The organism is Microbacterium limosum (assembly GCF_036324365.1).
Classification (GTDB): domain Bacteria; phylum Actinomycetota; class Actinomycetes; order Actinomycetales; family Microbacteriaceae; genus Microbacterium; species Microbacterium limosum.
This window is the reverse complement of sequence record NZ_CP137080.1, coordinates 1,479,245-1,501,599: the sequence shown is the minus strand read 5'-3', so window position 1 is coordinate 1,501,599 and position 22,355 is coordinate 1,479,245. Positions and strand designations below refer to the sequence as shown.

Here is a 22,355-nt window from a genome sequence, read left to right as displayed (position 1 = left end):
CTGACAACTCGCATCGGTGACCGGAGGTCTTCGTGGTTCACGCTAATGCTCATTTGACGCCGAGGGGGCGGCTTCGGCTTGCTCGTGCGGTCGTTGTCGGCGGCTGGTCGCTCGCCCGGGCTGGGGAACGGTTCCAGTGTTCGCAGGCGACGGCGAAGAAGTGGGCCGATCGATACCGGGCGGGTCAGCCGATGACTGATCGCAGTTCCCGTCCGTATCGATCGCCGACCCAGCTTGACCGTCGCACGGAGCGGCGGATCGTCGCGATCCGCTTCAACCGGCGGTGGGGTGCTCGGCGGATCGCCTGGCATCTGGGGTTGAACCCGGCGACCGTGGGTCGGGTGCTTGCCCGCTATCGGATGCCGCGGCTGTCGCATCTGGACCGCAACACCGGGCTGCCCGTTCGGAAGCCGAAACCGATCCGGTACGAGGCGGCCGCGCCGGGCGATATCGTGCATGTCGATATCAAGAAACTGGGTCGGATCCCTGACGGTGGCGGCCACCGGATGCTCGGCCGTCACGCCGGACGCCGCAACCGCCGCGCCGGGACCGGCTACTCGTTCCTGCACCACGCGGTCGATGACTGCACCCGCCTGGCCTACTCCGAAGAGCTCGACGACGAACAGAAGGACACCGCCGCCGGGTTCTGGATCCGCGCCCGCGCTCACTTCGCCGAAGCCGGCCTCACCGTCAAAGCCGTCATGACCGACAACGGCTCCTGCTACCGCTCCCACGACTTCGCCGCGGCCCTCGGCGAGGGAGTCCGGCACATCCGCACCCGCCCCTACCGGCCACAGACGAACGGGAAAGTGGAGAGATTCAACCGCACCCTCGCCGCCGAGTGGGCCTACGCATCGACCTACCTCTCGAACGCGGCAAGATCAGCCACCTACGCCGACTGGCTCGAGGAATACAATCACCGACGACCCCACACCGCCCTCGGAGGCCACACCCCCACCTGCCGCCTTCACAACCTCACGGGTCGCTACACCTAGGGTGGTCGCCATGAGTGACAGCGACGTCTACGTCAGCCCCACCCGCGTCCCTGCCGGCATCGCCCTCCTGCTCGCCGTGCTTGGCACCGCCGCCATGTACGCCGGCTTCGTGCTCGGGGTTCCCGCCGCCCTCGACGGCAGCGGCAGCGGAGCGGGTGGATTCATCGTGCTGTTCCTCGCCGGAGCCGCGCTCGTGCTGGCGGCGCTGGTGATCTCGATCGTCTGCCTCGTGCGCGGTCTCGCGCGCGGCATCGCGATCCTGGCGCTGGTCGTCGCGCTGGTGCCGGTCGTCGGCGTCGTGATCCTGCGGATCGCGGCGGTGTCCTAACCCGCGGCGTCCTGACCCTCCGCCGCCTTGTACACCTTCGACCGCGGCACATAGCGCGCGGAGTTGCCGAGCAACCCCGCGACCTCCTCGTCAGTGAGCTCGCGGCGCACCTTGCCCGGGATGCCCGCGACGAGCGACTGCGGCGGCACGATCGTGCCCCTCGAGCACCACCACCTCGCGTGCCGTGGCAGACCACGAGCACCGCCTTGCCGGGAAGTCGGTGGCGATGCGGGTCAGGGCCACGACCCCGTGCACAGCGACGGAGTCGAGCGACGCTGCGCCCGGATACTCCCGGTCGGGCCAGCGCGCGATCGCGGCGGCGGCCGAGGTGCCCTCCAGCTCGCCGTAGTCGCGTTCGGCGAGCTTCGGATACGCGGTGCCGAACGGGGTGTTCAGCCCTTCCGCGATGATGCGGGCCGTCTCGCGGGCGCGCAGGAGCGGGAAGTTCACGACCGCATCCACGGCAGTGAGCGCAGGGTCATCGGGGTATCCGCCACCTATCGGTGTCCGGTGTTGTTGAGCCGGATGTCGCTCGATCCCTGGATGAGTCCCTCGGCGTTCCAGTCGGCCTGACAATGCCGGATGAACGCGACGATCATGACGTGAAGGCACCGATCACGCCGACCACGGGTCCAGACCGCCCCGGAGCCCACGACGACGAGCCTCACGGGCGCCACCAGCAGGAGGAACCGCGCCCGGTGGGCGAGGCGCCACGGCAGCACGCCCAGGTATCGCCGCGCGAATTCCCGGATCGCGGGGGTCGTCGATCGTCGGCGTTGTGATCCTGAGGATCGCAGCGACCGCCTGACTTCGGGGTGCTCGCCGAACGCTTCAGTGCCGGGAACGGCGCCGGTGACCCGCCCCTGCGGGCGGCGCAGCATCTTTTACACGCTGGAAATGTTCAGGCCATGCCCGCGCAACGACAGCCAGCGAGCATGGATCGTATACAAAACGCGAGAGATCGCGTCATGATTGCCGCGAGAATTGAGAGGCTTATGAAGACTTCAAGCCACCGCGATAGGCGTCTCGCCTGGGCGGGTGCGACCATGGTGGGGATGCTGACGATCGCCGGTTGTGCGGCGGAGCCATCGACCGAGGAAGAGTCCCTTCCGGTCGTGGCGACACAGCTGAACTGGGTCACCAACGTGGAGTTCGCCGGAATGTGGATCGCCGAGAGCGAGGGCTACTACGCGGAGGAGGGCATCGTCGCCGAATGGCTGCCGGGCGGCCCCAACGTCTCCAACACCGTTCAGATCGTCGCATCCGGTGACGCACCGATCGGACTCGATACGAACTTCACCTCGTTCATCGACGCCGTGTCGGAGGGAGCCGACGTGGTGCTCGTCGGTGCTGTCTACCAGGAGAGCCCATTGGCAATCCTGTCGCTCTCCGAGAACCCGATCAACTCGGTCGAGGACATGATCGGCAAGCGCATCGGAAGCCCCCAGGGGCAGCAGCGTGAACTGGATGCCATCTTCACCATCAACGGGCTAGAGCCGGATTACGAGTTCGTGCCGATCGGCTACGACGTGCAAGCGCTCGTGAACGGAGACGTCGACGGGATCACCGCCTTCGCCACCAACCAGGGACTCATCCTCGAAGAGCAGGGTGTGGACTACACCAGCGTGTCGTGGCAGGACCTGGGTCTGGATGTCTACTCCAACATGATCTTCGTCGACCGCACCTACCTGGAAGAGAACCGCGACCTGGTTGTCGCCTGGTTGCGGGCTACCGTGAAGGGCTGGGAGAAGAACGCCGACGACCCCGAAGTGGCCGCGCAGCTCGCGGTCGACGTGTGGGGAGCCGACCTGGGACTCTCGCTGAGCCAGCAGATCAAGGAGAACATCAATCAGATCCCGATGACGACGAGCGATCTCACCGCGGAGTCGGGTCTGTTGCGGATCTCGGCGGAGGACATCGAGCAGAAGATGTACCCGATCCTGCGGGCTGCGGGCATGACCGATCTTCCTGATGTCGCGACTTACGTTGACGAATCGCTGCTCGACGAGGTCTTCGGCGGATCGGCAACCCTGCTCCGATGACTGTGCAGGACCTCGGTCCGGTCGGCACGGCGACGCGGTCCCGAAAGACCATCGAGATCGTGATCGGCGTGCTCCTCTTCGCCTCGGCGTGGGAGATCATCGGCCGGACCGGGGTCCTCTCCACCTCCTGGCCACCCCTCACCGACGTGTTGTGGGTGATCGTCGATCCCGCGCGTGCGCCGAGGTTGTGGGGGGCGCTCGGGGTGACCGTCCAGGAGGGGCTTCTCGGCGGCGTGATCGGAATCAGCGCCGCGGTGGCGACCGCGGTGCTCTCCCGCCTGATGCCGGTCACGCGTCGCCCGGCGGAGCGCTTCGCGGTTCTCGTCGAGGCGGTTCCGGTCGTCGCCCTCGGCCCGCTGCTCATGGTCCTTCTGCCCCGCGCCGTCGTGCCCGCGGCGCTGGCGGCGACAGCGGCCTACTTCGCTGCCTTTGTCGTCATCTGCTCCGCGCTGTGGACCCGACGGGCGGCGCAGGAGGACCTGTTTGCCGTACTGGGTGCCCGGCGGATCGCGGTGCTCGCGCAGCTGGAAGCGCCCGCGGCGCTCCCAGCGGTGTTCGCGGCTCTTCAGCTGGCGATTCCCGCGGCCCTGTTGGGGGCGGTGATCGGCGAGTGGTTCGGCTCCGCCCGGGGCATCGGGCCCCTGCTGATCAACTCGATGCAGAACTACGACATCCCGTTGCTGTGGGCGGCGGGGGTCCTGACCGCAGTGCCCGCCAGCATCGTCTACGGCGGCGCTGCGTCACTCGCCCGGCGGAGCGCGGCGAGGTTCGGGCTGTGAACGCGCGCGTGACGGCTATCGGGCGAGCGGTCGCCCGGTTCGCCTGGGACAACGTGGCGGTCGTGGCGATCGTCGCCGCGTGGGCGCTGTGGGTCGTGATCGGGCAGGTCAACCGGGTCGTCATGCCCTCCCCGGCGAGTGTTCTCGCCGACCTGGTCGGACATCCGGATGCGTATCTTCCCGACCTCACGGTGAGCGCCGGGCTGGCCGCGACGGGTCTCGTCCTGGGACAACTGCTTGGCATCGGACTCGCCATCGCGGCCCATCTCTCAGGAGTCGTGCGTGCGGCGGTGCGGCCCGCGGTGCTGATCGTCCGCGCTGTTCCCATGGTGGCGATGGTTCCGATCTTCGCGCGGATTGTCGGTTACGGAACGCCGACCGTGCTGGTCGTCGCCACACTGGTCGCGTATTTTCCAGCGTTCGTCCTGGTGTCGCGCGGTCTGGCCTCCGCCTCGCGCAGCAAGCAGGACCTGCTGACGGTGCTGGGAGCCTCGAGATGGACGAGGTTCCGGCGGCTCGATCTCCCGGCCGCGGTCCCTTCGCTCTTGGAGGCGTTCCGGCTCTCTGCGGTCGGGTCGGTGGTCGGGGTGCTGCTCGCCGAGTTCGTCGTCGGGTCGTCGGGTCTCGGGCAGCTCTTCGTGGTGTCGCGGGTCTCCTACGACATGTCGCGATCCTGGGGTGCCGCCATCGTCGCCACAGTGCTCTCTCTCGCATTCTTCGGGCTGGCTTCGGCCGTGACGCGGTGGCTCGAAGCGGCTTATCACGACGGCAGTAATGGGAAGGGATGATCGTGAACGACAACATCGACGAGGCTTGGGTACGGACGGTACCCAAAGCCGAGGTCCACGTGCACCTGGACGGATGCATCGACCGGGAGGAGCTGATGCGACTGGCCGGCAAGTACGGGGTGCCCCTTCGCCGACCGGCCGAGCAGCTCTTCGATTTCGACGGACTCACCGAATTTCTCCAGTTCCTCGACTGGGGTGCGTCGCTGGTCAGGACCGCCGACGACGCGGCATCCGTCGCCTATCGGTTCGCCCAGAGGCAGGCGGCCAGCGGCATCCGCTACACCGACGTGATCATCAACCCGACCCACTGGGAGGCCTGGCGCGGAAATATCGCGGGACTCGTCGACGCCCTCGACGCCGGATGGCGAGAGGCGGAACAGGACGGACTCCCGTCGACTGGCCTGTGCCTGAGCTTGTTGCGCCAGCAATCCGCCGCTGAGGCCGATGAACTGCTGGATTGGATGCTGGAGCGGGACCATCCGCGGGTGGTCGCCCTGTCGATCGACGGCGACGAAGCGGTTGCCGGGCGTGTGTCCGCAAGGTTCGCCGACACTTTCCGCCGCGCGGCATCCCGTGGCATTTACCGGACCGTTCACGCAGGGGAGTCCAGTGGTCCCGAGGGTGTCCGCGATGCGATCGACCTCCTGATGGCCGATCGTATCGATCACGGCTTCCGCGCGATCGAGGAACCGGCGCTGGTCGCCGAGATCGCCGACCGAGGCATCCCGCTCGGCATCTGCCCGGGGTCGAACGTCGCTCTTGGATTTACCGAGAGCCGGGCCGCGCATCCAGTCGAGGAGTTGCGGCAAGCCGGGGTGCGGATCAGCCTCAACACCGACGACGGCACTGCCCTGGGATCGATTCTCGACCAGGAGTACGCCGCGACCGCGCGGGCGTTCGGCTGGCAGCGCGATGACCTTCTCGCCATCGCGCGAACATCGATCGAGTCGGCCTTCTGCGACGATGACCGTCGTAGCGCGCTGCTCGCGGAGCTCGATGCGGTGGCAGCCGGCGAGGAGGCGCGGGCATGAGCGCGGTGGCGATCGTTGACGCGCGAGTGCTGACGATGGACGATGAGCGCCGCGACCTCGAGCGGGCGACCGTGTTGGTCGAGGACGGCGAGATCGTCGCAGTGGGATCGAACGTCGAGATTCCCGTCGGCTCGCGGGTGATCGAGGCGGCGGGGCGCGCGGTGATCCCGGGACTCGTGAACGCGCACACCCATGTGCCGCAGATCCTGCTTCGCGGCGGCTACTCCCACGATCGGCCACTCTACGAGTGGCTCTACAACGTGCTGTACCCGGGCCTGAGCGTGTACGAGAACGACGACATCCGGTGCGCGACCTTGCTGTTCGCGACGGAGGCGTTGATGAACGGTGTGACGACGATCGTTGACAACGAGGATGCTGGAACGCGTTCCATGGTCTCCACCGCGGCGAGCACTGTCGAGGCCCTCGTCGAGAGCGGCATCCGCGCTGTATACGCTCGCATGTTCGCCGACCAGCCTGCGCCGGGTTTCGAGGATTATCTCGGCGCGGTCCGTGCGAAGGCCCCGGACGTTCCGGACAGCGACATCTTCGTCGACACCGATCGCGTCTTGGCCGACCTCGATGAGATCGTGCGGAGGTACGACAGGGCCGGTGAGGGTCGGATCCGAGTGTGGCCGTCGCCGGCGATCCCCGGAATCGTCTCCCGACGCGCCCTGCAGCGGAGCCGACAGATCGCGCGCGAGCGCGGAACCATGTGGACGATGCACGTCGCCGAGGACGAGCGGGAGCGCGTGCAGCACATGATGGGCGCGGTCGAGTATCTCGACAGCGTCGGTGCGCTCGATGAGAGGTTGCTCGCGGCGCACTGCATCGACGTCTCCGATCGTGAGATCCGGTTGCTCGCAGAATCGGGCACCCGGGTATCGACGCAGCCGGCGAGCAACGCCTTTCTAGGCGCCGGGGTCGCGCCGGTTCCGCGAATGCTCCGGGCGGGCATCCCGATGGGGATCGGCACGGACGATGCGAACTGCTCGGATGCGGTCGATCTCTTCGGTTCGATGAAGCTCCTGGCGCTCCTGCACCGCGCGGTGAGTCGTGACCCGGGGGCGATCAGTCCGCAGCGGGTCGTGGAAATGGCAACGATCGAGGGAGCGCGGGTTCTGGGTATGGATGACCTGATCGGATCGATCGAGGTCGGCAAGCGCGCCGACCTCGTCATCCTTGATCTGGAGGAGCCGCGGATGACGCCCGCGGCCGACTTGTACGCGGCGCTCGTATTCTTGCAACCCACGGTCGCGGTACGTACCGTGATAGTCGACGGTCGGGTCGTCGTCGAACGCGGCGTTCCTACCTTCCTTGGCGCTGACGGCGACCTCGCGGCCCTGGTGCGGGAGGCCTCGGAGCGTTCCCGCGGCATCGCGGACCGCGCACGACTCCAGGTGGGCCGATGAACGCCGGCGCGCCTCTCGGGCGCAGCGTGCGGGTCGAGGCGGTCTCGAAGTCGTTCCGGCTGAAGCGCGGAGCGTCGGTCCAGGCGATCAAGCGGGTAGACCTGGAGATCGCCGAGGGGGAGTTCGTCGCGCTCATCGGCCCGTCGGGCTCGGGGAAGTCGACGATCTTGCGGATGATTGCCGGACTTGACGAGCCGACTTCGGGGTCCGTGACGATCGCCGGTGAGCATCCGCGAGTCCTCGCGCGCGATCATCGCCTGGGTGTCGCGTTCCAGGACCACGCACTGCTGCCGTGGTTGACGGTGCGCAAGAACATTGAGCTCCCTTTCCGAGTCGCGGGCCGTGACGTCGATCGGCACCAGGTAGATGATCTGATCGACTTGGTCGGACTCCGGGGCTTCGCCGATGCGCGCCCGTCCCAGCTTTCCGGCGGGATGCGTCAACGAGTCTCGATCGCGCGGGCTCTGGCTCTGGATCCCTCCGTTCTGCTTCTGGACGAGCCGTTCGGAGCGCTCGACGCGGTGACGCGACGACGACTCAATGTGGAGCTGCAGGCGGTGTGGACGCGGTTGCGCATCACGACGCTCCTCGTCACGCACAGCGTCGAGGAGGCGGTGTTCCTCGCCGACCGAGTCGTCGTGCTGAGCGCCAGACCGGCGCAGGTCGCCGATGTCGTCGAAGTGGGGTTCGAGCGACCCCGTGAGCCGGATCTGCTGCGGGATGATCGCTTGCATCGCATCGTCGACGGGCTGAACGCGCGACTGGACGCGACGGAGGCGGAATCGTCCGCAAGCGGGGGAGCATCCAGCTGAGGCGACCGGAACTCGGCATCTGGCGGGGTTGGTCCCTAGAGTGAGGAGCATGGCTTCTCGTGCTGGGCTTCCCCTGCGCGACGTGATTGCCGCCGCGATCCGGGGACGGATCATCGATGGCTCGTACGTTCCCGGCAGCCGGCTTCGCGAGGAGGAGATTGCTTCCGATTTCGACGTCTCCCGAGTACCCGTGCGCGAGGCCTTTCAGGTGCTGGAGCAGCAGCGCTTTCTCGAGTTGCGCAAATACAAGGGTGCAATAGTCGCCCAGCCCGAGTCATCGGGCACCCGCGAGCTCATCGCGATCCGCGCCGAACTCGAGGCGATGGCGGCGCGGCTTGCCGCGGCTGCCCACGGAGGGGCGATGGCACGCGAACTTCGATCTCTTACAGAAGAGGGCAGCACCCTCGACCCGGTGACCGAACCCGAGCGCCATTCGGAGCTGGTGGAGCGATTCCACGACACGGTGGCGATTGCTTCCGGAAATCGAGAACTCGTCGAGATGCTGAGGACGCTGCGCAGCCGCCTCAGTTGGATATTCGGAGCGGAGCTGGCTGCGCGCGCTGCCGGGTCGTGGGATGAGCATCGCGACATCTGCGCGTCGATTCTCGGCGGCGAGGAGGCCGCGGCTCATCTCATGCGCGAGCACGTCCTCGGCGACCTTGCGTTCTTCGACGAGCTCATCCGTCGCTGAGGTTTAACACGGCGGTAACACTCCGACGCCGGCCCTCTCCGGTAGGTCGTATACGATCGAGGTGAGCAAGGGAGTCATAGTGACCACGACAACACCGCAGGCGATCCAGGCGGATCCCTATGCCTGGCCGTGGCACGGTCAACTCGATCTCACGCGCACGGCTCTGCTCTGCATCGACTGGCAGGTCGACTTCTGCGGCAGCGGTGGATTCATTGATTCGCTGGGCTATGACATCAGCCTGACCCGTGCGGCGATAGAACCCACCCAAAGAGTGCTTGGGCGGGCGCGCGAACTCGGGCTGACGGTGATCCACACGCGAGAAGGGCACCGCCCCGATCTCTCTGATCTGCCCGACACCAAGAGGTGGCGTTCCGCCAGTCAGGGGGTCGAGATCGGGTCCGTCGGGCCTCTGGGACGCGTGCTGATTCGAGGCGAGGCTGGGTGGGAGATCATCCCCGAGTTGGCCCCGCTTGCGGGTGAGACGGTCATCGACAAGCCCGGCAAAGGTGCGTTCTACGCCACCGACCTCGAGCACATTCTGCGCATGGCGGGGATTACCGATCTGCTGATTACGGGGTTGACCACCGATGTCTGCGTGTCGACCACAATCAGGGAGGCCAACGATCGCGGGTTCGAGGTACTCGTGCTGTCGGATTGCACGGCCGCGACCGATCGCGCCCGGCACTTGCAGACGATCGAGATCCTCACGATGCAGGGCGGCTTGTTCGCGGCTGTCGCTTCATCGGACTCCGTCCTCGCCGCGCTGGGTGCGGAATCGCTCCCGGCCGACGACCGGACGCGCTGATGTATGTCGATCTGACGGTCGTGCCGGTTGCTGCCCCCGACGACGCCCCGGTCGACAGGGTGTTCGGGCGAAGGGTCCTTGCCGTCATCGGAAAGACGGAGGGGAACGGCGGCGTTAACGACTTCAGCCGGGCTCTCGCGACTCGCGCCTGGACCGAGGGGCTCTCGGAACCGGCGTTGACCGTCATGTCGGGCGGCACTGAGGGAGTCCTCAGCCCGCATGTCACCGTGGTTTCGGAGGGTTCGACATCAGGCAACGGGCGACTTGCGGCGGGGTTCGCGCAGACCCCTCGGTTATCTGTCGAAGGGCTCGGGCGCCGAGAGCAGGTCGACGCGGTCGCTGCGGCGACGCTCGAAGCGTGCCGCAACGGAGGCTTTGATCCACGCAACGCCCACATGGTGCTCGTGAAATGCCCTTTGCTGACGACCGAGCAGATCGTGTCAGCGAGAGGCGGGGCCGTGACGGATGATCCCTACCTATCGATGGCGCGATCCCGAGCGGCTAGCTCGCTGGGCGTCGCGCTCGCGTGCGGAGAGATCGGCGGAGTCGAAGCGGACCAAGGCCTCGCAGGCGATCCTTCTGTCTGGTCGGCGGTCGCTTCGGCTTCCGCCGGTATCGAGCTCGACCGGTGCCTCGTGCTGGCGTTCGGGTCTCGACTCGACCCCGGCGGACAGCTGAACGCTGAGACGGTGGTCATGCACGACGCGATCGACGTGGAGGAGATCGTCGCGCTCCGCGATCGCATCCGAGCCGCCGGCGGCACCATCGTGCAGGTCTTCGCGAAGGCCGAGGCGAGTCCGGACGGGCGGATCCGAGGGTTACGGCACACGATGCTCACCGACACCGACCTCTCGTCGACACGACACGCGCGCGCGGCCGTAGGAGGCCTTCTAGCGGGGGTGTTCGGGCGCACATCGATCTACGTCTCCGGAGGCGCCGAGAACCAAGGGCCACCTGGAGGAGGTCCGGTGACGGTGGTGTGGCAGGAACCCACGGGCGGAGGTGAGACGAGGCGATGACGAGCAGATTCGGGCCGGTAGCGGCCACACCGTACGCGTGGCCGTTCGACGGAACGTTCTCCGCCCAGTCGACCGCGCTCCTGTGTATCGACTGGCAGGTGGACTTCTGCGGGGTCGGTGGCTACGTCGACCGCATGGGGTACGACCTCACACTCACCCGACGCGGACTCGCGCCCACAGCGCGGATCCTCGGTTCCGCTCGCGCGGCAGGCCTCCAGGTGATCCATACTCGCGAGGGTCATCGGGCGGATCTCTCGGACTGCCCGCCCAACAAACTCTGGCGCTCGCAGCAGATCGGTGCCGAGATCGGGTCGTCAGGACCGGGAGGACGCATCCTCGTACGCGGGGAACCCGGGTGGCAGATTGTGCCCGAAGTGGCACCTCTCGTGGGCGAGATCGTCATCGACAAGCCTGGCAAGGGGGCGTTCTACGGAACCGATCTCGACGTGATCTTGCGCACTCGGGGGATCACTCATCTGATTCTGACGGGGATCACAACCGACGTCTGCGTGCACACGACGATGCGGGAGGCGAACGATCGCGGCTACGAGTGCCTTCTGCTCAGTGACTGCACAGGCGCCACCGATCACGGAAACTACGAGGCGGCGCTGAAGATGATCACCATGCAGGGGGGTGTTTTCGGTGCGGTCGCGGAGTCGTCGGCGCTGGATGACGCGTTCGGTAAGGGATCCGCGCGGTGATCTCTCCTCGCATGGAGATCGCCCGCCTCCACTCCGCGTACCGGCGGGGAACCTGCACACCTCGCGATGTGGCGGAGCGCACTCTGGCTGCGATCGATGCGCGAGGACGTGACGGAGTCTGGATCTCGGTCTCCGATCGACTCGTCCGAGATGCTGAAGCACTCGATCCTGCCGATCGCGATCGTCTTCCGCTCTGGGGCATCCCCTTCGCGGTCAAAGACAACATGGACGTCGAGGGGTGGGCGACGACGGCGGCGTGCCCGTCTTTCGCCTACAGCCCCCAGCAGTCGGCACCCGTGGTTCGCGACCTGATCGCGGCAGGCGCGATCCTCGTCGGCAAGACCAACCTGGACCAGTTCGCTACCGGTCTGAACGGTACCCGTTCTCCTTACGGGACGCCCTCCTCGGCCCACGATAGCTCCCTCATCTCCGGCGGGTCGTCATCAGGATCCGCGGTAGCTGTTGCGGCGGGCCTGGTTGCGTTTTCTCTGGCGACCGATACCGCGGGGTCCGGGCGCGTTCCCGCGGCGTTGAACGGGGTCGTCGGTCTCAAGCCGAGTGTGGGCCTTGTCAGCACTCGCGGTGTCGTGCCGGCGTGCCGGTCGCTCGATTGCGTTTCGGTGATGGCGAACTCGGTTGCCGACGCAGCCATCGTGGCTCAGGTGATCGCCGGCTTCGATGATCAGGACCCCTGGTCGCGCCCGCTCCCGGTTCCTTCCGCCCGGGTTGCTTCGGTCTCGCTCGCCGGAGTCCGCCTGGGCGTGCCTGAGGTTGTCGCCGGATGGGGCGAGCGTGGCGAGGAGGACGCGTGGAGTCGGGTCCGTGCCGACCTCGTCCGAGCCGGAGCCGAACTGGTTGAGATCGACTACACCCCGCTTCTCGAGGCAGGTCGTCACCTGTATGGCGGTGCGTGGCTTGCTGAGCGCGCGACCGCCGTCTCGGTCGCGCTCGAGGAGGACCGAGACGACGTCGACCCGGTCGTGCGCCAGATCTTGGCGGGCGCCGGTGCGATGTCGGCCGCACAGGTCTGGTCGAGTATGCACCGCGTGTGGGAGTTGCGGCGGGAGGCGGATGACATCCTCCGTTCGGTCGATGCTCTGCTCACTCCCACGGTGACGAAGACCTACACGGTCGAGCAGATGCGCGCTGACCCCGTCGAACTCAACGCGCAATTGGGTACCTACACGACCTTTACCAACCTGCTCGACATGTGCGCCATCGCGGTCCCGGCGGGGAGTACGGCGGCGCACGTCCCCTTCGGTGTCACCCTTCATGGGCCTTCCGGTGCCGACCAGGAACTCGCAGGGCTGGCGTCGGCGCTCGCGGATGCGGTCGACCAGGACTCGCTGATGGAGGTCGCCGTCGTCGGCGCCCATCTCGAGGGGTTCGGACTTCATCACCAAATCACCGATCGCGGCGGGCTCCTGAGCCGGCGCACGATGACCGCACCCCGGTACCGGCTCTACGCGCTCCCCGGCGACGAGCCGCGACGTCCCGGGCTGGTGACCGATCTACGAGAAGGCGCTCGTATCGAGGTCGAGGTCTATCGGCTTCCGACTGCTACCGTCGGGTCCTTTCTCCGCGGTGTGAGTGCACCGTTGGCGATCGGCACGCTCGAGCTCGACGACGGCACCGCCGTCCACGGATTCGTCTGCGATCCGACGGCGCTCGAGGGAGCGCGTGACATCACCGCGTACGGCGGGTGGCGCTCGTATATGGCCGCGGCGGCCGATGATCTCAACAGGGCGGCCGATGCCAGCTGACGACGTCCCGATCCTCGCGGTTCACGGGGTCGCGGCCTCACCTGCCGTCTGGGATCCTCTGAAGCGCTTGATTCCACAGCTCCGGGCGCTTCGTCGCCCGAAGACCGGTCGGTTGGAGGACGAGATCGAGTGGCTGGCCGAGTATGCGGCGGGCGCGGTCATCGTGGGGATGTCAGGCGGGGCAACCCTCGGTCTCGCGCTCGCGGGCATGGGTGCCGCGTGCCATGGATTCGTCCTCCATGAGCCGGCGGCGGGGAACCTGGTGCCGGACCTTCTCTCCCCGACCGCCGAGGCCTTTCGCCGTGGCGGGACGACAGCGGTGGGTAAGGCGCTCTATGGCAGGAGGTGGTCGGTCGACCTGCTCGATGACCACGGAGACGTCGACGCGACGACGGCGAAGGAGATCGCCATGTTCCGCAGCTTTCAGCCTCGACGTCGACCGGTCGGGGGACCCCGATGCGTGGTCACGACGGGGTCTCGGTCGGCTGCGCCCAGGCACCATGTTGCGAGAGAGCTGCGGCGGCTGGGCTACGAGACTCGCACCATCGAAGGCTCCCGGCACTTCGTCACATACGAGCAGCCCGCGAGGCTGGCCGCCCTGGTGCGCGAGGTCGCCGGATTGGATGCGCCCGGGCATCCGGGGATCGATGACGGAGGTTCGGGGTGGGCGAGGTTCTGGTGGTGACCTCGCGGCGGTCTTCTAGACCTCGGCCGCGCGGTAGATCTTCGACCGCGGCACATAGCGCGCGGAGTTGCCGAGCAGCCCGGCGACCTCCTCGTCGGTGAGCTCCCGCCGCACCTTGCCGGGGATGCCCGCGACGAGCGATCGCGGCGGAACGACGGTTCCCTCGAGCACCACCGCCCCCGCGGCGACGAGCGAGTTCGCGCCGATGACGGCGCCGTTCAGCACGGTCGCGTTCATGCCGATGAGGCATCCGTCTTCGACGACGCAGCCGTGCACGACGGCGGCGTGGCCGATGCTGACGTCGGCGCCGATGATCGTCGGGTTGCCCGCCTCGGTGTGGATCACCGCGTTGTCTTGGAGGTTGCTGCGTTCGCCGAGCACGATCTCGTCGATGTCGCCGCGCAGCACCGCGCCGAACCAGACGTTGGCATCTGCAGCGATGCGCACCTTGCCGATCACGGACGCGTTCGGGGCGACCCAGGCGTCGGCGGAGATGTCGGGCTCGTGCCCGTCGAAGGGGAGGATGACCGGCATTCCGCCAGCCTAGCTGTACTGCCCAGGCAGGTTGTTTGAGATCCGGCTGATGGGCGGGAGCTTCCCGATCGCAGTGTGGGGCCTGTGGTGATTGTAGAAGTGCAGCCAGGCGGGCAGGGCTGCGCGGCGGGCTGATTCGCTGTTGTAGTGCTTCACGTAGGCCCAACCGTCGGCCATAGTGCGATGGAATCGCTCGATCTTCCCGTTCGTCTGCGGACGGTAAGGACGTGTGCGCTTGGGTGTGATGGCGAGCTCGGCGCAGACGCGTCGCCAGGCGTGGGAGCGGTAGGCGGGGCCGTTGTCCGAGAGGACCCGTTCGACGCGGACGCCGCGGTCGGCGAACCAGGACACGGCCCGTTGCAGGACGCCGATCGCGGTCTCGGCGCGTTCGTCGTCGTGGATCTCGGCGTAAGCGACGCGGGAGTGGTCGTCGATGACGGTGTGGACGTAGGCGGTGCCGGTGACCATGTCGCCGGCGATGCCTCGCTTTCCGGTGCGCTTGGCCGTGACTGCTCGGTTGCGGTCGCCTTGGGACCGTCCGACGTAGCGCCAGCCGCCGCCGTCGGGGATGTTGCCGAGCTTCTTCACGTCGACATGGATCAGCGCGCCGGGCTTGTCGTGCTCGTACCGGCGGGCGGGTTCCCCGGTCTTCACATCGACATGCGAGAGCCGGTTCAGTCGACACCGTTTCAGCACCGCGTGGACGGTCGAGGCCGGCATCCCGACGCGGTCGGCGATCTGGACCGGCCCCAGGCGCTTGCGGATCCGCAGGTGCACGATCTTCTTCACACGGTGCGTCGGGGTCTTGTTCGGATGCGCATGCGGGCGCGAGGACCGGTCGGCCATCCCCGCTTCACCGAGCTCGACGTAGCGTCGCGCCCATTTCGCGGCGGTGGGCCAGGAGACACGGAAGTAGTCCGCCGCCGCGGCGACCGTCCACTCCTCGTCGACGATCTTCTGTGCAAGACGGAGCCTTTGGCGCGGGGTGAGCGCCGCGTTAGCGTGAGACACGAGAACCTCCTGGTTCAGAGCGGATGCGGTAGCAGCTCCACTCTGCCGGGAGGTTCTCGTCACATCAGGGAAGCCAGATCAAACAACCTCCCTGGGCAGTACAGCTAGCGGCGAGTGCAGCAGTCGACAAGGCTGAGACGTATGCGCTTGCTGCGGCCGCTGTGGCGATACCCGATCATCTCGGTCACCGTCGTGGTGCTCGCCGCGGTCGTGGTCCTCCACGCCGTCGGAGCGGATGCGGTGGGACGGTGGACGGCGACGGCCTACGTCGGAGCGTTCGTCGTGTGGACGCTGGTTCGGATGGTGCGTGATGTGCTTCGCGGGCATGTCGGGCTCGACATCCTCGCGGTGGTGGCGATGGTCGCAACCCTCGCCGTGGGCGAGTACATCGCGTCGCTCATCATCGTTTTGATGCTCTCCGGCGGTGAAGCGTTGGAGGACTTCGCCGCCCGGCGGGCCAGGCGCGACCTCACCGCGCTGCTGGACCGATCGCCGCGCACCGCGCATGTTCTCACTCACGAGCATGCGTCGGACTCGGACGAGGTGCAGGATGTCGCGGTCGAGCACGTAGGGATCGATGATGTGCTGCTGGTGCGGCCGGGCGAGATCGTGCCGGTCGACGGCATCCTGCTCACCGAGAGCGGCACGTTCGACGAATCGTCGCTCACTGGGGAGAGTCTGCCGGTGACTCGTGAGGCGGGCAGCGACGTGCTCTCCGGCGCTATCAACGGGAACCGGGCGGTGCGGATCCGGGCGGTGCGGCGCAGCGCGGACAGTCAGTACCAGCAGATCGTCGCGCTCGTGCGTGCCGCGGAGGACTCGCGTGCGCCCGTCGTGCGGCTCGCGGATCGGTTTGCGATCCCCTTCACGGCCGTCTCGCTCGCCCTGGCCGGCATAGCGTGGGCGGTATCGGGCGATCCGACGCGCTTCGCTGAGGTGCTGGTGCTAGCGACGCCGTGCCCGCTGCTGATCGCTGCACCGGTCGCGTTCCTCGGCGGGCTCTCGCGGGCCGCGAAGGCCGGCGTGATCATGAAGGGCGGAGGTGTCGTAGAACAGCTCGCCCGAGTGCAGTCCGCGGCCTTCGACAAGACCGGAACGCTGACGCAGGGCCAGCCGACCCTCGTTGACGTTCGCCCTGTCGGCGGCTTCGAGGCGGGCGAACTGCTGCAGCTCGCCGCGTCTGCTGAACAGTACTCGTCGCATGTGCTCGCAGACAGCATCCGCCGGGCCGCGGTCGAGCGCGGCATCGACCTTCTCGCGGCCGAGGAGGCCAGTGAGGTCGCCACGAATGGTGTGACCGCGGTGATCGGGGGGCGAACGGTCGTCGTGGGGAAGCCCTCCTACGTCGCGTCAGTGGCGGCCGACACGGTGCGCGCAGACCTGACGACGGGCGAGGCCGCGGCCTACGTCGCCATCGACGGCCGGTTCGCCGGCGTCCTCGTGCTCGCCGACGATCCCCGCCCGGAGTCCGTCGCGGTGGTGTCGTGGCTGCGCGCGAACGGTGTCGAACGGATCGTCATGCTCACGGGAGACACTCGTGCGACAGCCGAATCGATCGCGCGGCAGACCGGGATCGACGAGGTGCATGCCGAGCTCCTTCCGCCAGAGAAGGTTCATCTCGCGGCCGACCTGCATCCACGACCCGTGATGATGGTCGGCGACGGGGTGAACGACGCCCCGGTGCTGGCCGCCTCCGACATCGGCGTTGCGATGGGCGCGAAAGGCGCGACCGCGGCCGGCGATGCCGCTGACGTGGTGATCCTTGTCGACTCGCTCAGCAAGGTGGTCGACGCCGTGTCGATCGGGCGGCACACGCTTCGCGTCGCGCTGACGGCGATATGGCTCGGCATCGGTCTCAGCGTGGTCCTCATGGTCATCGCCATGACGGGCGCCATCCCCGCCGTCGCCGGCGCTCTCACGCAGGAGCTCGTGGACCTCGCCACGATCCTCTACGCGCTCCGCGCGCTGGGCGGCCCGCCGAGCGGACTCCCCGCTGCCGCACCGCCGCCGTCACGCCGATCCGACACGGAGTCCGACTCGCACCGCGTGTGACGCTCTGAAACCCGAGCACCACGACTGGAATCTGCGGGCGAAGAGCCGAGGTGCAGGGTTGCCTCTCCTTCCTGGCGGCAGGAGAACTACCGAACTACCGTGAGGAGCCGTGACGACGCAATCCCCTCCATACCGGCATTCCGGCGAGCCTCACGCAACGGGGCTCGCGCAGCGACTCAACTGGCTGCGCGCAGGAGTGCTGGGAGCGAACGACGGGATCGTGTCCACGGCGGCGGTCGTCGTCGGTGTCGCCGGAGCGACAGCGGAGGTCACGCCAGTGTTGCTGGCGGGGGCCGCGGCCCTGGTCGGCGGGGCTATCTCAATGGCGCTCGGCGAGTACGTCTCGGTGTCCAGCCAGCGGGACAGCGAGCGGGCTCTCATCCAGAAGGAGCGGCGCGAGCTGGAGGAGGATCCCGAGGTCGAGCTCGAGGAGCTGGTCGGGCTCTACGAGGAGCAGGGCCTCACCCCCGGAACCGCCCGCCTGGTGGCGACGGAGCTGACCGAGCGCGACGCGCTCAAGGCCCACCTGGCGCTCGAGCTGAACATCGACCAGGAGGACGTCGTCAGCCCCTGGCACGCCGCCTTCGCCTCGCTGATCGCGTTCACGATCGGCGCCGTGCTGCCGCTGCTGACGATCCTGCTGCTGCCGCACCCGGCGCGCATCGTGTGGACCTTCGTTGCCGTGCTCCTCGCCCTGGCGGTCACCGGATACGTCGCGGCCTGGATCGGCGGCTCTCATCGGTGGCGGGCCGTGGTGCGCCTGGTGATCGGCGGTGCGCTCGCCCTGGGAGCGACCTTCCTGGTCGGCTCCCTGTTCGGCACGGTCGTCGGCTGAGGCGGCGCGGACTCACCCCTTGCTCACAGTACGGCCCAGCCGATGAGGCCCGCGGCGATGACGACCGCCCACGCCGGCGCCTTCCACGAGGTCAGGGCGACGAACCCGGCGGCGGCGATCCCGAGGGCCGCGACCGATGTGACCCCTTCGGTGAACACCGGCGTGTAGAGCGCTGCGGCGAGGATCCCCACCACGCCGGCGTTCACGCCCATGAGCGCCCGCTGCGCGAGTGGAGCGCGACGCAGCCGGTCCCAGAACGGCAGCACCCCGACCACGAGCAGTGTCGCGGGGAGGAAGATCGCGACCAGCGCGATCGCGGCGCCGAGCAGCCCGGACGGCGGGCTGGTAGTCGCGGCGCCGAGGTAGGCGGCGAAGGTGAACAAGGGACCGGGGACCGCCTGCGCGGCACCGTAGCCGGCGAGGAACACGTCGTGGTCGACGAGGCCGGTCTGCACGGTCCCGGCCTCCAGCAGCGGCAGCACGACGTGACCGCCGCCGAACACGAGTGCCCCAGCCCGGTAGAACACGTCGAATAAGCGTACCGCCCCGTTCTCAGTGGCGGACACGAGCAGGGGGAGGCCCGCGAGCAGGATCACGAAAAAGGCCAGGCTCCCGATCGCGGCCCAGCGAGGCACCCGCACGACGAATGGCTCCGACTCCGATGCCGTGGCGGCCTGCGGGCGCAGCCACACCAGCCCGACGACTCCCGCGGCGGCGATCACGGCGACCTGTGCGAACGCGCTCGGGACGAGCAGGACGACGATCATGCCCGCCACGGCGATCGTGGCCCGCTTCGCGTCCGGGGTGAGGGTTCTCGCCATGCCCAGCACGGCGTGGGCGACGACCGCGACCGCGGCGGCCTTCACCCCGTGAATCCATCCGGCGCCGGACAGGTCACCGAGCGCCGTGACCCCGTAGGCGAACGCGACCAGCAGGATCGCCGACGGCAGGGTGAACGCCGCCCACGCCGCCAGCAGCCCGCCGAACCCTGCGCGCTGCAGCCCGATCGCCATGCCGACCTGACTGGATGCGGGGCCGGGCAGGAACTGGCACAGCGCCACCAGGTCCGCGTAGGCGCGGTCGCCCAGCCACTTGCGCCGCTCCACGAACGCCTCGCGGAAGTACCCCAGGTGCGCGACCGGGCCGCCGAAGGAGGTCAGTCCCAGGCGCAGGAACACGAGGAACACCTCTCCGACCGTGCCGGGGTGGCGGCGCCCGCCGGTCGAGGGGGAAAGGCTCATCGCGCTCAGTCTGCCCCAGTCACTTGACGCTCACTAGACCAGCACCCTGGCATTCGCGGCCGACCACGCCTGCGCCGCGAGCTGCACGGCATCCCACGGAGAGCCGAGCGGCGGGGTGTAGGAGAGGTCGAGGTCATCGAACTGCCCGATGGTCAACCCGGCATAGAGGGCGGTGGCGAAGGTGTCGACCCGCTTGGCGACCTCGGTGCCGCGCCGCCCGACGAGCTGCGCGCCGAGCAGACGCCCGTCGCCGGTGTCCCCGGTGATGCGGAAGTGGATCGGGTGGGCACCGGGGTAGTACCGCTTGTGGTCGTCCGCGGCCGCGGTGATCGTTGCTGCCGCGTAGCCGGCGGCGATCGCCTCGTGGTCGCGCAGGCCGGTTCGGGCGGCGACGAGGTCGAAGACCTTGACGACCTGGGTGCCGACCGACCCCGCGAAGGCTCGGTCGCCGCCGAGAGCATTCTCTCCTGCGATGCGGCCCTGCTTGTGCGAGGTCGTCCCCAGCGGCAGATAGGTCGCGCCGAGGAGGCGGTGATGCGTGATGATGCCGTCGCCGGCGGCCCAGACGTGCGGGAGCCCGGTGCGCATGTGCTCATCGACCACGACGGCGCGGCCCGCGCCGAGGCTCGCTCCGGCCTGCTCGAGCAGCTCGGTGTTCGGCCGCACCCCGACGACCACGAGCACGAGGTCCGCGGTCTGTGCGAAGGGCTGCCCGTCGCGGGTGCCGGTGACGGTGAGCCCGACCGGGGTCTTCTCGATCCCGGTCACGGTCGAGCCGGTGACGACCTCGACGCCATGCGTCGTGAGTTCGTCGCGGACGAGGGCGCCGAGCTCGGGGTCGAGGGTGGAGAGCACTTCGGGTCCGCGCTGGAGCTGGGTGACCTGCATCCCGCGGGTGATGAAGGCTTCGGCCATCTCCAGGCCGACGTAGCCGGCGCCGACGATGATCGCAGACTGCGGCTGCCGGGTAGTGAGGTCGTGGTCGAGGGCGAAAGTGTCACCCATCGAATGAATGACATGCACCCCGTCCTCCGGGGTCAGCGCATCGAGGCCGGCGATGCCGGCGTGGGACGGGAGCGCGCCGGTGCCGACGATCAGCTCGTCGTAGGCCAGATCCTCGAAGATGCCGTCCGGGGTGCGGACAGTGAGCCGCTGCCCGGCGACGTCGATGCCCGTGGCGAAAGTGTTGAGCCGCAGCCGCATCCCGGTGGCCTCCAAGTCAGCGCTCGTGCGGTGCGCGAGCGACTGCCACGGGGCGACCTCGCCAGTGAAGTAGTAGGGGATGCCGCAGATGGAGAAGTTCGGGTACTCGTCCGCCACCACCACCGTCACGTCGGTGGTCGGGTCGAGTTCGCGGGCACGGAGCGCGGCGGAGATACCGGCGTCGGAGCCGCCGATGGCGATCAGATGGGTCATGGCTGGGCCTTTCGATTCGGGAACAGCAGGAACACAAGCCCGACGCCGACGACCGCGCCGACGACCTGGGCGGCGAGGAACCACAGCGCGGAGGTCGGGGCGATGCCGGCGAAGGTGTCGGTGAAGATCCGGCCGATGGTCACGGCGGGGTTGGCGAACGAGGTGGACGAGGTGAACCAGTACGCGGCGCCGATGTAGGCACCGACCGCCGGGGCGACCAGCGCCGCGCGGCCGGTGCGAGCCAGGGCGAAGATCGTGAGGATCAGCCCGGCGGTGGCGACGACCTCGCCGAGCACCTGCCCCGGTGCCGCCCGGTCGGTCACCGACAGCGCGGCCGGCACGGCGAACATGAGGTTCGCCAGCAGCGCCCCACCGATGCCGCCGACGATCTGAGCGCCAGCGTAGACGGCGATCTCGCCGCCGCCGTGCCGTGCGCCGAGGGCGCGGTCGGCGAGGGTGACGACCGGGTTCAGGTGCGCGCCGGAGACGGGCTGGAAGATCAGGATGAGGACGGTCAGGCCGAGCGCGGTGGCGATCGAGTTCTCCAGGAGCTGCAAGCCCACATCGCCGGGCGAGAGACGCGAGGCGGCGATGCCGGAACCGACCACGACCGTCACCAGCAGGCCGGCGCCCAGCAGCTCAGCGGCAGCACGCCGCCACAGCGGGACGGCCTCGGTCGTGGTGGTGTTCATCGCTGCCCATCTTGACGAATCCGGTTCGCTCAGTCAAACTTGAGGTAATGAACATTGAGGAAACTTGCCTTGCGGGTCGGGTCGCGCGGTATGCGGCGCTGGCCGATCCTGTGCGGCTGCGGATCGTGGACCTGCTCACCCTGGGCGATGTCGCCCCGGTCGAGCTGCAAGGCGAGCTGGGTGTCTCATCGAGCCTGCTCGCCCATCACCTGAACCAGCTCGAACAGGCAGGGCTGATCGTGCGGACGCGGTCGGAGGCCGACCGGCGCCGCACCTACCTCCACCTCGCGCCCGGCGCGCTCGACGGCCTCACCCCTTCCCCGATGCTCGGGGTGCGGCGGGTGGTGTTCGTCTGCACCGGCAACTCGGCCCGATCCCAGCTCGCCGCTGCGCTCTGGCACGGCAGCAGCGATATCCCGGTGGCCTCGGCCGGCACGCACCCGGCCGCGCAGATCGAGCCGGGCGCGATCGCCGCCGCGGACCGACACGGCCTCACCCTGCGAGCCCGCGCCCCGCGCGCGCTGGACGACGTGCTCGGCGCGGACGATTTCGTGGTGACCGTGTGCGACACCGCGCACGAAGAACTCGGCGACGCCGGCTGCGTGCACTGGTCGGTGCCGGACCCGGTGCGCGACGGGACGGACGCCGCCTTCGACGCGGCGTTCGAGGACATCGCCGCCCGCATCCAGAGCCTCGCGCCCCGGCTGACCACGACGAAGGGATGAC

General features: G+C 68.4%; 24 protein-coding genes and 1 pseudogene. 17 read left to right on the top strand and 8 right to left on the bottom strand.

What is annotated here, in order from left to right; all coding sequences use genetic code 11:
* Positions 1 to 32: 32 nt before the first annotated feature.
* Complete coding sequence (locus tag RYJ27_RS07285; RefSeq protein ID WP_195691676.1) at positions 33 to 995, top strand: IS481 family transposase; 963 nt, start codon at positions 33 to 35, stop codon at positions 993 to 995.
* A gap of 10 nt (positions 996 to 1,005) precedes the next feature.
* Positions 1,006 to 1,323 (top strand): hypothetical protein, encoded by a 318-nt coding sequence (locus RYJ27_RS07280; protein ID WP_195691675.1) that lies wholly within the window; start codon positions 1,006 to 1,008, stop codon positions 1,321 to 1,323.
* On the opposite strand, the pseudogene RYJ27_RS07275 reads toward RYJ27_RS07280, so the two are convergent.
* The 3 genes and pseudogenes from RYJ27_RS07275 to RYJ27_RS07265 all read right to left on the bottom strand — a co-directional run.
* Positions 1,320 to 1,481 (bottom strand): annotated as a pseudogene (locus tag RYJ27_RS07275) (gamma carbonic anhydrase family protein); the annotation flags it as partial. The gene RYJ27_RS07280 and the pseudogene RYJ27_RS07275 sit on opposite strands and share 4 nt — an antisense overlap.
* Positions 1,414 to 1,773, bottom strand: coding sequence for a histidine phosphatase family protein (locus RYJ27_RS13520; RefSeq protein WP_408904883.1), 360 nt, complete (start codon positions 1,771 to 1,773; stop codon positions 1,414 to 1,416). The gene RYJ27_RS13520 and the pseudogene RYJ27_RS07275, both read right to left, overlap by 68 nt.
* Before the next feature lie 47 nt (positions 1,774 to 1,820).
* The gene (locus RYJ27_RS07265; protein ID WP_267189647.1) at positions 1,821 to 2,204 is read right to left on the bottom strand and encodes a histidine phosphatase family protein; all 384 of its coding nucleotides are present in this window, start codon (positions 2,202 to 2,204) and stop codon (positions 1,821 to 1,823) included.
* A gap of 174 nt (positions 2,205 to 2,378) precedes the next feature.
* On the opposite strand from RYJ27_RS07265, the gene RYJ27_RS07260 reads away from it, so the two are divergent.
* From RYJ27_RS07260 to RYJ27_RS07205, 12 genes are all read left to right on the top strand, one after another.
* Complete coding sequence (locus RYJ27_RS07260; RefSeq protein ID WP_286932973.1) at positions 2,379 to 3,365, top strand: ABC transporter substrate-binding protein; 987 nt, start codon at positions 2,379 to 2,381, stop codon at positions 3,363 to 3,365.
* A complete protein-coding gene (locus RYJ27_RS07255) occupies positions 3,362 to 4,144 on the top strand; it encodes an ABC transporter permease (RefSeq protein ID WP_195691673.1) in 783 nt (260 codons plus the stop codon). The genes RYJ27_RS07260 and RYJ27_RS07255 overlap by 4 nt, the downstream gene beginning before the upstream one ends.
* Entirely contained in the window at positions 4,141 to 4,932 is a 792-nt protein-coding gene (locus RYJ27_RS07250; RefSeq protein ID WP_195691672.1) for an ABC transporter permease, read from the top strand. The genes RYJ27_RS07255 and RYJ27_RS07250 overlap by 4 nt, the downstream gene beginning before the upstream one ends.
* Positions 4,933 to 4,934: 2 nt before the next feature.
* Positions 4,935 to 5,963, top strand: coding sequence for an adenosine deaminase (gene add, locus RYJ27_RS07245; RefSeq protein ID WP_228178106.1), 1,029 nt, complete (start codon positions 4,935 to 4,937; stop codon positions 5,961 to 5,963).
* Positions 5,960 to 7,372, top strand: coding sequence for an amidohydrolase family protein (locus tag RYJ27_RS07240; RefSeq protein WP_195691670.1), 1,413 nt, complete (start codon positions 5,960 to 5,962; stop codon positions 7,370 to 7,372). Before add ends, RYJ27_RS07240 begins: the two co-directional genes overlap by 4 nt.
* Positions 7,369 to 8,184: an ABC transporter ATP-binding protein gene (locus RYJ27_RS07235; protein WP_228178107.1), complete on the top strand. Its 816-nt coding sequence runs from the start codon at positions 7,369 to 7,371 to the stop codon at positions 8,182 to 8,184. Before RYJ27_RS07240 ends, RYJ27_RS07235 begins: the two co-directional genes overlap by 4 nt.
* An 82-nt stretch (positions 8,185 to 8,266) precedes the next feature.
* Complete coding sequence (locus RYJ27_RS07230) at positions 8,267 to 8,875, top strand: GntR family transcriptional regulator (protein WP_286932978.1); 609 nt, start codon at positions 8,267 to 8,269, stop codon at positions 8,873 to 8,875.
* 61 nt (positions 8,876 to 8,936) lie between these two features.
* Positions 8,937 to 9,680: a biuret amidohydrolase gene (gene biuH / locus RYJ27_RS07225; protein ID WP_330169682.1), complete on the top strand. Its 744-nt coding sequence runs from the start codon at positions 8,937 to 8,939 to the stop codon at positions 9,678 to 9,680.
* Positions 9,680 to 10,699 carry a ring-opening amidohydrolase gene (locus RYJ27_RS07220; protein ID WP_195691667.1) on the top strand — a complete coding sequence of 340 codons (1,020 nt, stop codon included), beginning with the start codon at positions 9,680 to 9,682 and terminating at the stop codon, positions 10,697 to 10,699. Before biuH (RYJ27_RS07225) ends, RYJ27_RS07220 begins: the two co-directional genes overlap by 1 nt.
* A complete protein-coding gene (gene biuH, locus RYJ27_RS07215) occupies positions 10,696 to 11,400 on the top strand; it encodes a biuret amidohydrolase (RefSeq protein WP_228178108.1) in 705 nt (234 codons plus the stop codon). Before RYJ27_RS07220 ends, biuH (RYJ27_RS07215) begins: the two co-directional genes overlap by 4 nt.
* A gap of 11 nt (positions 11,401 to 11,411) precedes the next feature.
* Positions 11,412 to 13,163, top strand: coding sequence for an allophanate hydrolase (gene atzF / locus RYJ27_RS07210; RefSeq protein WP_228178232.1), 1,752 nt, complete (start codon positions 11,412 to 11,414; stop codon positions 13,161 to 13,163).
* A complete protein-coding gene (locus RYJ27_RS07205) occupies positions 13,153 to 13,848 on the top strand; it encodes an alpha/beta fold hydrolase (protein WP_195691666.1) in 696 nt (231 codons plus the stop codon). The genes atzF and RYJ27_RS07205 overlap by 11 nt, the downstream gene beginning before the upstream one ends.
* A gap of 15 nt (positions 13,849 to 13,863) precedes the next feature.
* Here the strand turns inward: RYJ27_RS07205 and RYJ27_RS07200 are convergent, their stop codons facing one another.
* Both RYJ27_RS07200 and RYJ27_RS07195 read right to left on the bottom strand, forming a co-directional pair.
* Positions 13,864 to 14,382, bottom strand: a complete 519-nt coding sequence (locus RYJ27_RS07200; RefSeq protein WP_228178109.1) for a gamma carbonic anhydrase family protein — start codon at positions 14,380 to 14,382, stop codon at positions 13,864 to 13,866.
* Positions 14,383 to 14,391: 9 nt separating this feature from the next.
* Complete coding sequence (locus tag RYJ27_RS07195; RefSeq protein WP_195691665.1) at positions 14,392 to 15,393, bottom strand: IS481 family transposase; 1,002 nt, start codon at positions 15,391 to 15,393, stop codon at positions 14,392 to 14,394.
* A 141-nt stretch (positions 15,394 to 15,534) separates the two neighbouring features.
* On the opposite strand from RYJ27_RS07195, the gene RYJ27_RS07190 reads away from it, so the two are divergent.
* Together RYJ27_RS07190 and RYJ27_RS07185 are read left to right on the top strand one after the other, a co-directional pair.
* Complete coding sequence (locus RYJ27_RS07190; protein ID WP_195691664.1) at positions 15,535 to 17,445, top strand: heavy metal translocating P-type ATPase; 1,911 nt, start codon at positions 15,535 to 15,537, stop codon at positions 17,443 to 17,445.
* Positions 17,446 to 17,554: 109 nt separating this feature from the next.
* Complete coding sequence (locus tag RYJ27_RS07185; protein WP_195691663.1) at positions 17,555 to 18,280, top strand: VIT1/CCC1 transporter family protein; 726 nt, start codon at positions 17,555 to 17,557, stop codon at positions 18,278 to 18,280.
* 23 nt (positions 18,281 to 18,303) lie between these two features.
* Here RYJ27_RS07185 and chrA read toward each other — a convergent pair whose 3' ends face one another.
* Genes chrA through RYJ27_RS07170 form a run of 3 tightly spaced genes read right to left on the bottom strand, consistent with a single transcriptional unit; the run spans position 18,304 to position 21,629 of the window.
* Positions 18,304 to 19,521 carry a chromate efflux transporter gene (chrA, locus tag RYJ27_RS07180; protein WP_195691662.1) on the bottom strand — a complete coding sequence of 406 codons (1,218 nt, stop codon included), beginning with the start codon at positions 19,519 to 19,521 and terminating at the stop codon, positions 18,304 to 18,306.
* A 33-nt stretch (positions 19,522 to 19,554) separates the two neighbouring features.
* Positions 19,555 to 20,937: an FAD-dependent oxidoreductase gene (locus tag RYJ27_RS07175; RefSeq protein WP_195691661.1), complete on the bottom strand. Its 1,383-nt coding sequence runs from the start codon at positions 20,935 to 20,937 to the stop codon at positions 19,555 to 19,557.
* On the bottom strand, positions 20,934 to 21,629 hold the full coding sequence (locus RYJ27_RS07170) for an aquaporin (RefSeq protein WP_195691660.1): 696 nt from the start codon (positions 21,627 to 21,629) through the stop codon (positions 20,934 to 20,936). Before RYJ27_RS07170 ends, RYJ27_RS07175 begins: the two co-directional genes overlap by 4 nt.
* Positions 21,630 to 21,676: 47 nt before the next feature.
* Here RYJ27_RS07170 and RYJ27_RS07165 point away from each other — a divergent pair, with 47 nt between their 5' ends.
* Positions 21,677 to 22,354, top strand: a complete 678-nt coding sequence (locus RYJ27_RS07165) for an arsenate reductase/protein-tyrosine-phosphatase family protein (RefSeq protein ID WP_195694251.1) — start codon at positions 21,677 to 21,679, stop codon at positions 22,352 to 22,354.
* Position 22,355: the final 1 nt, after the last annotated feature.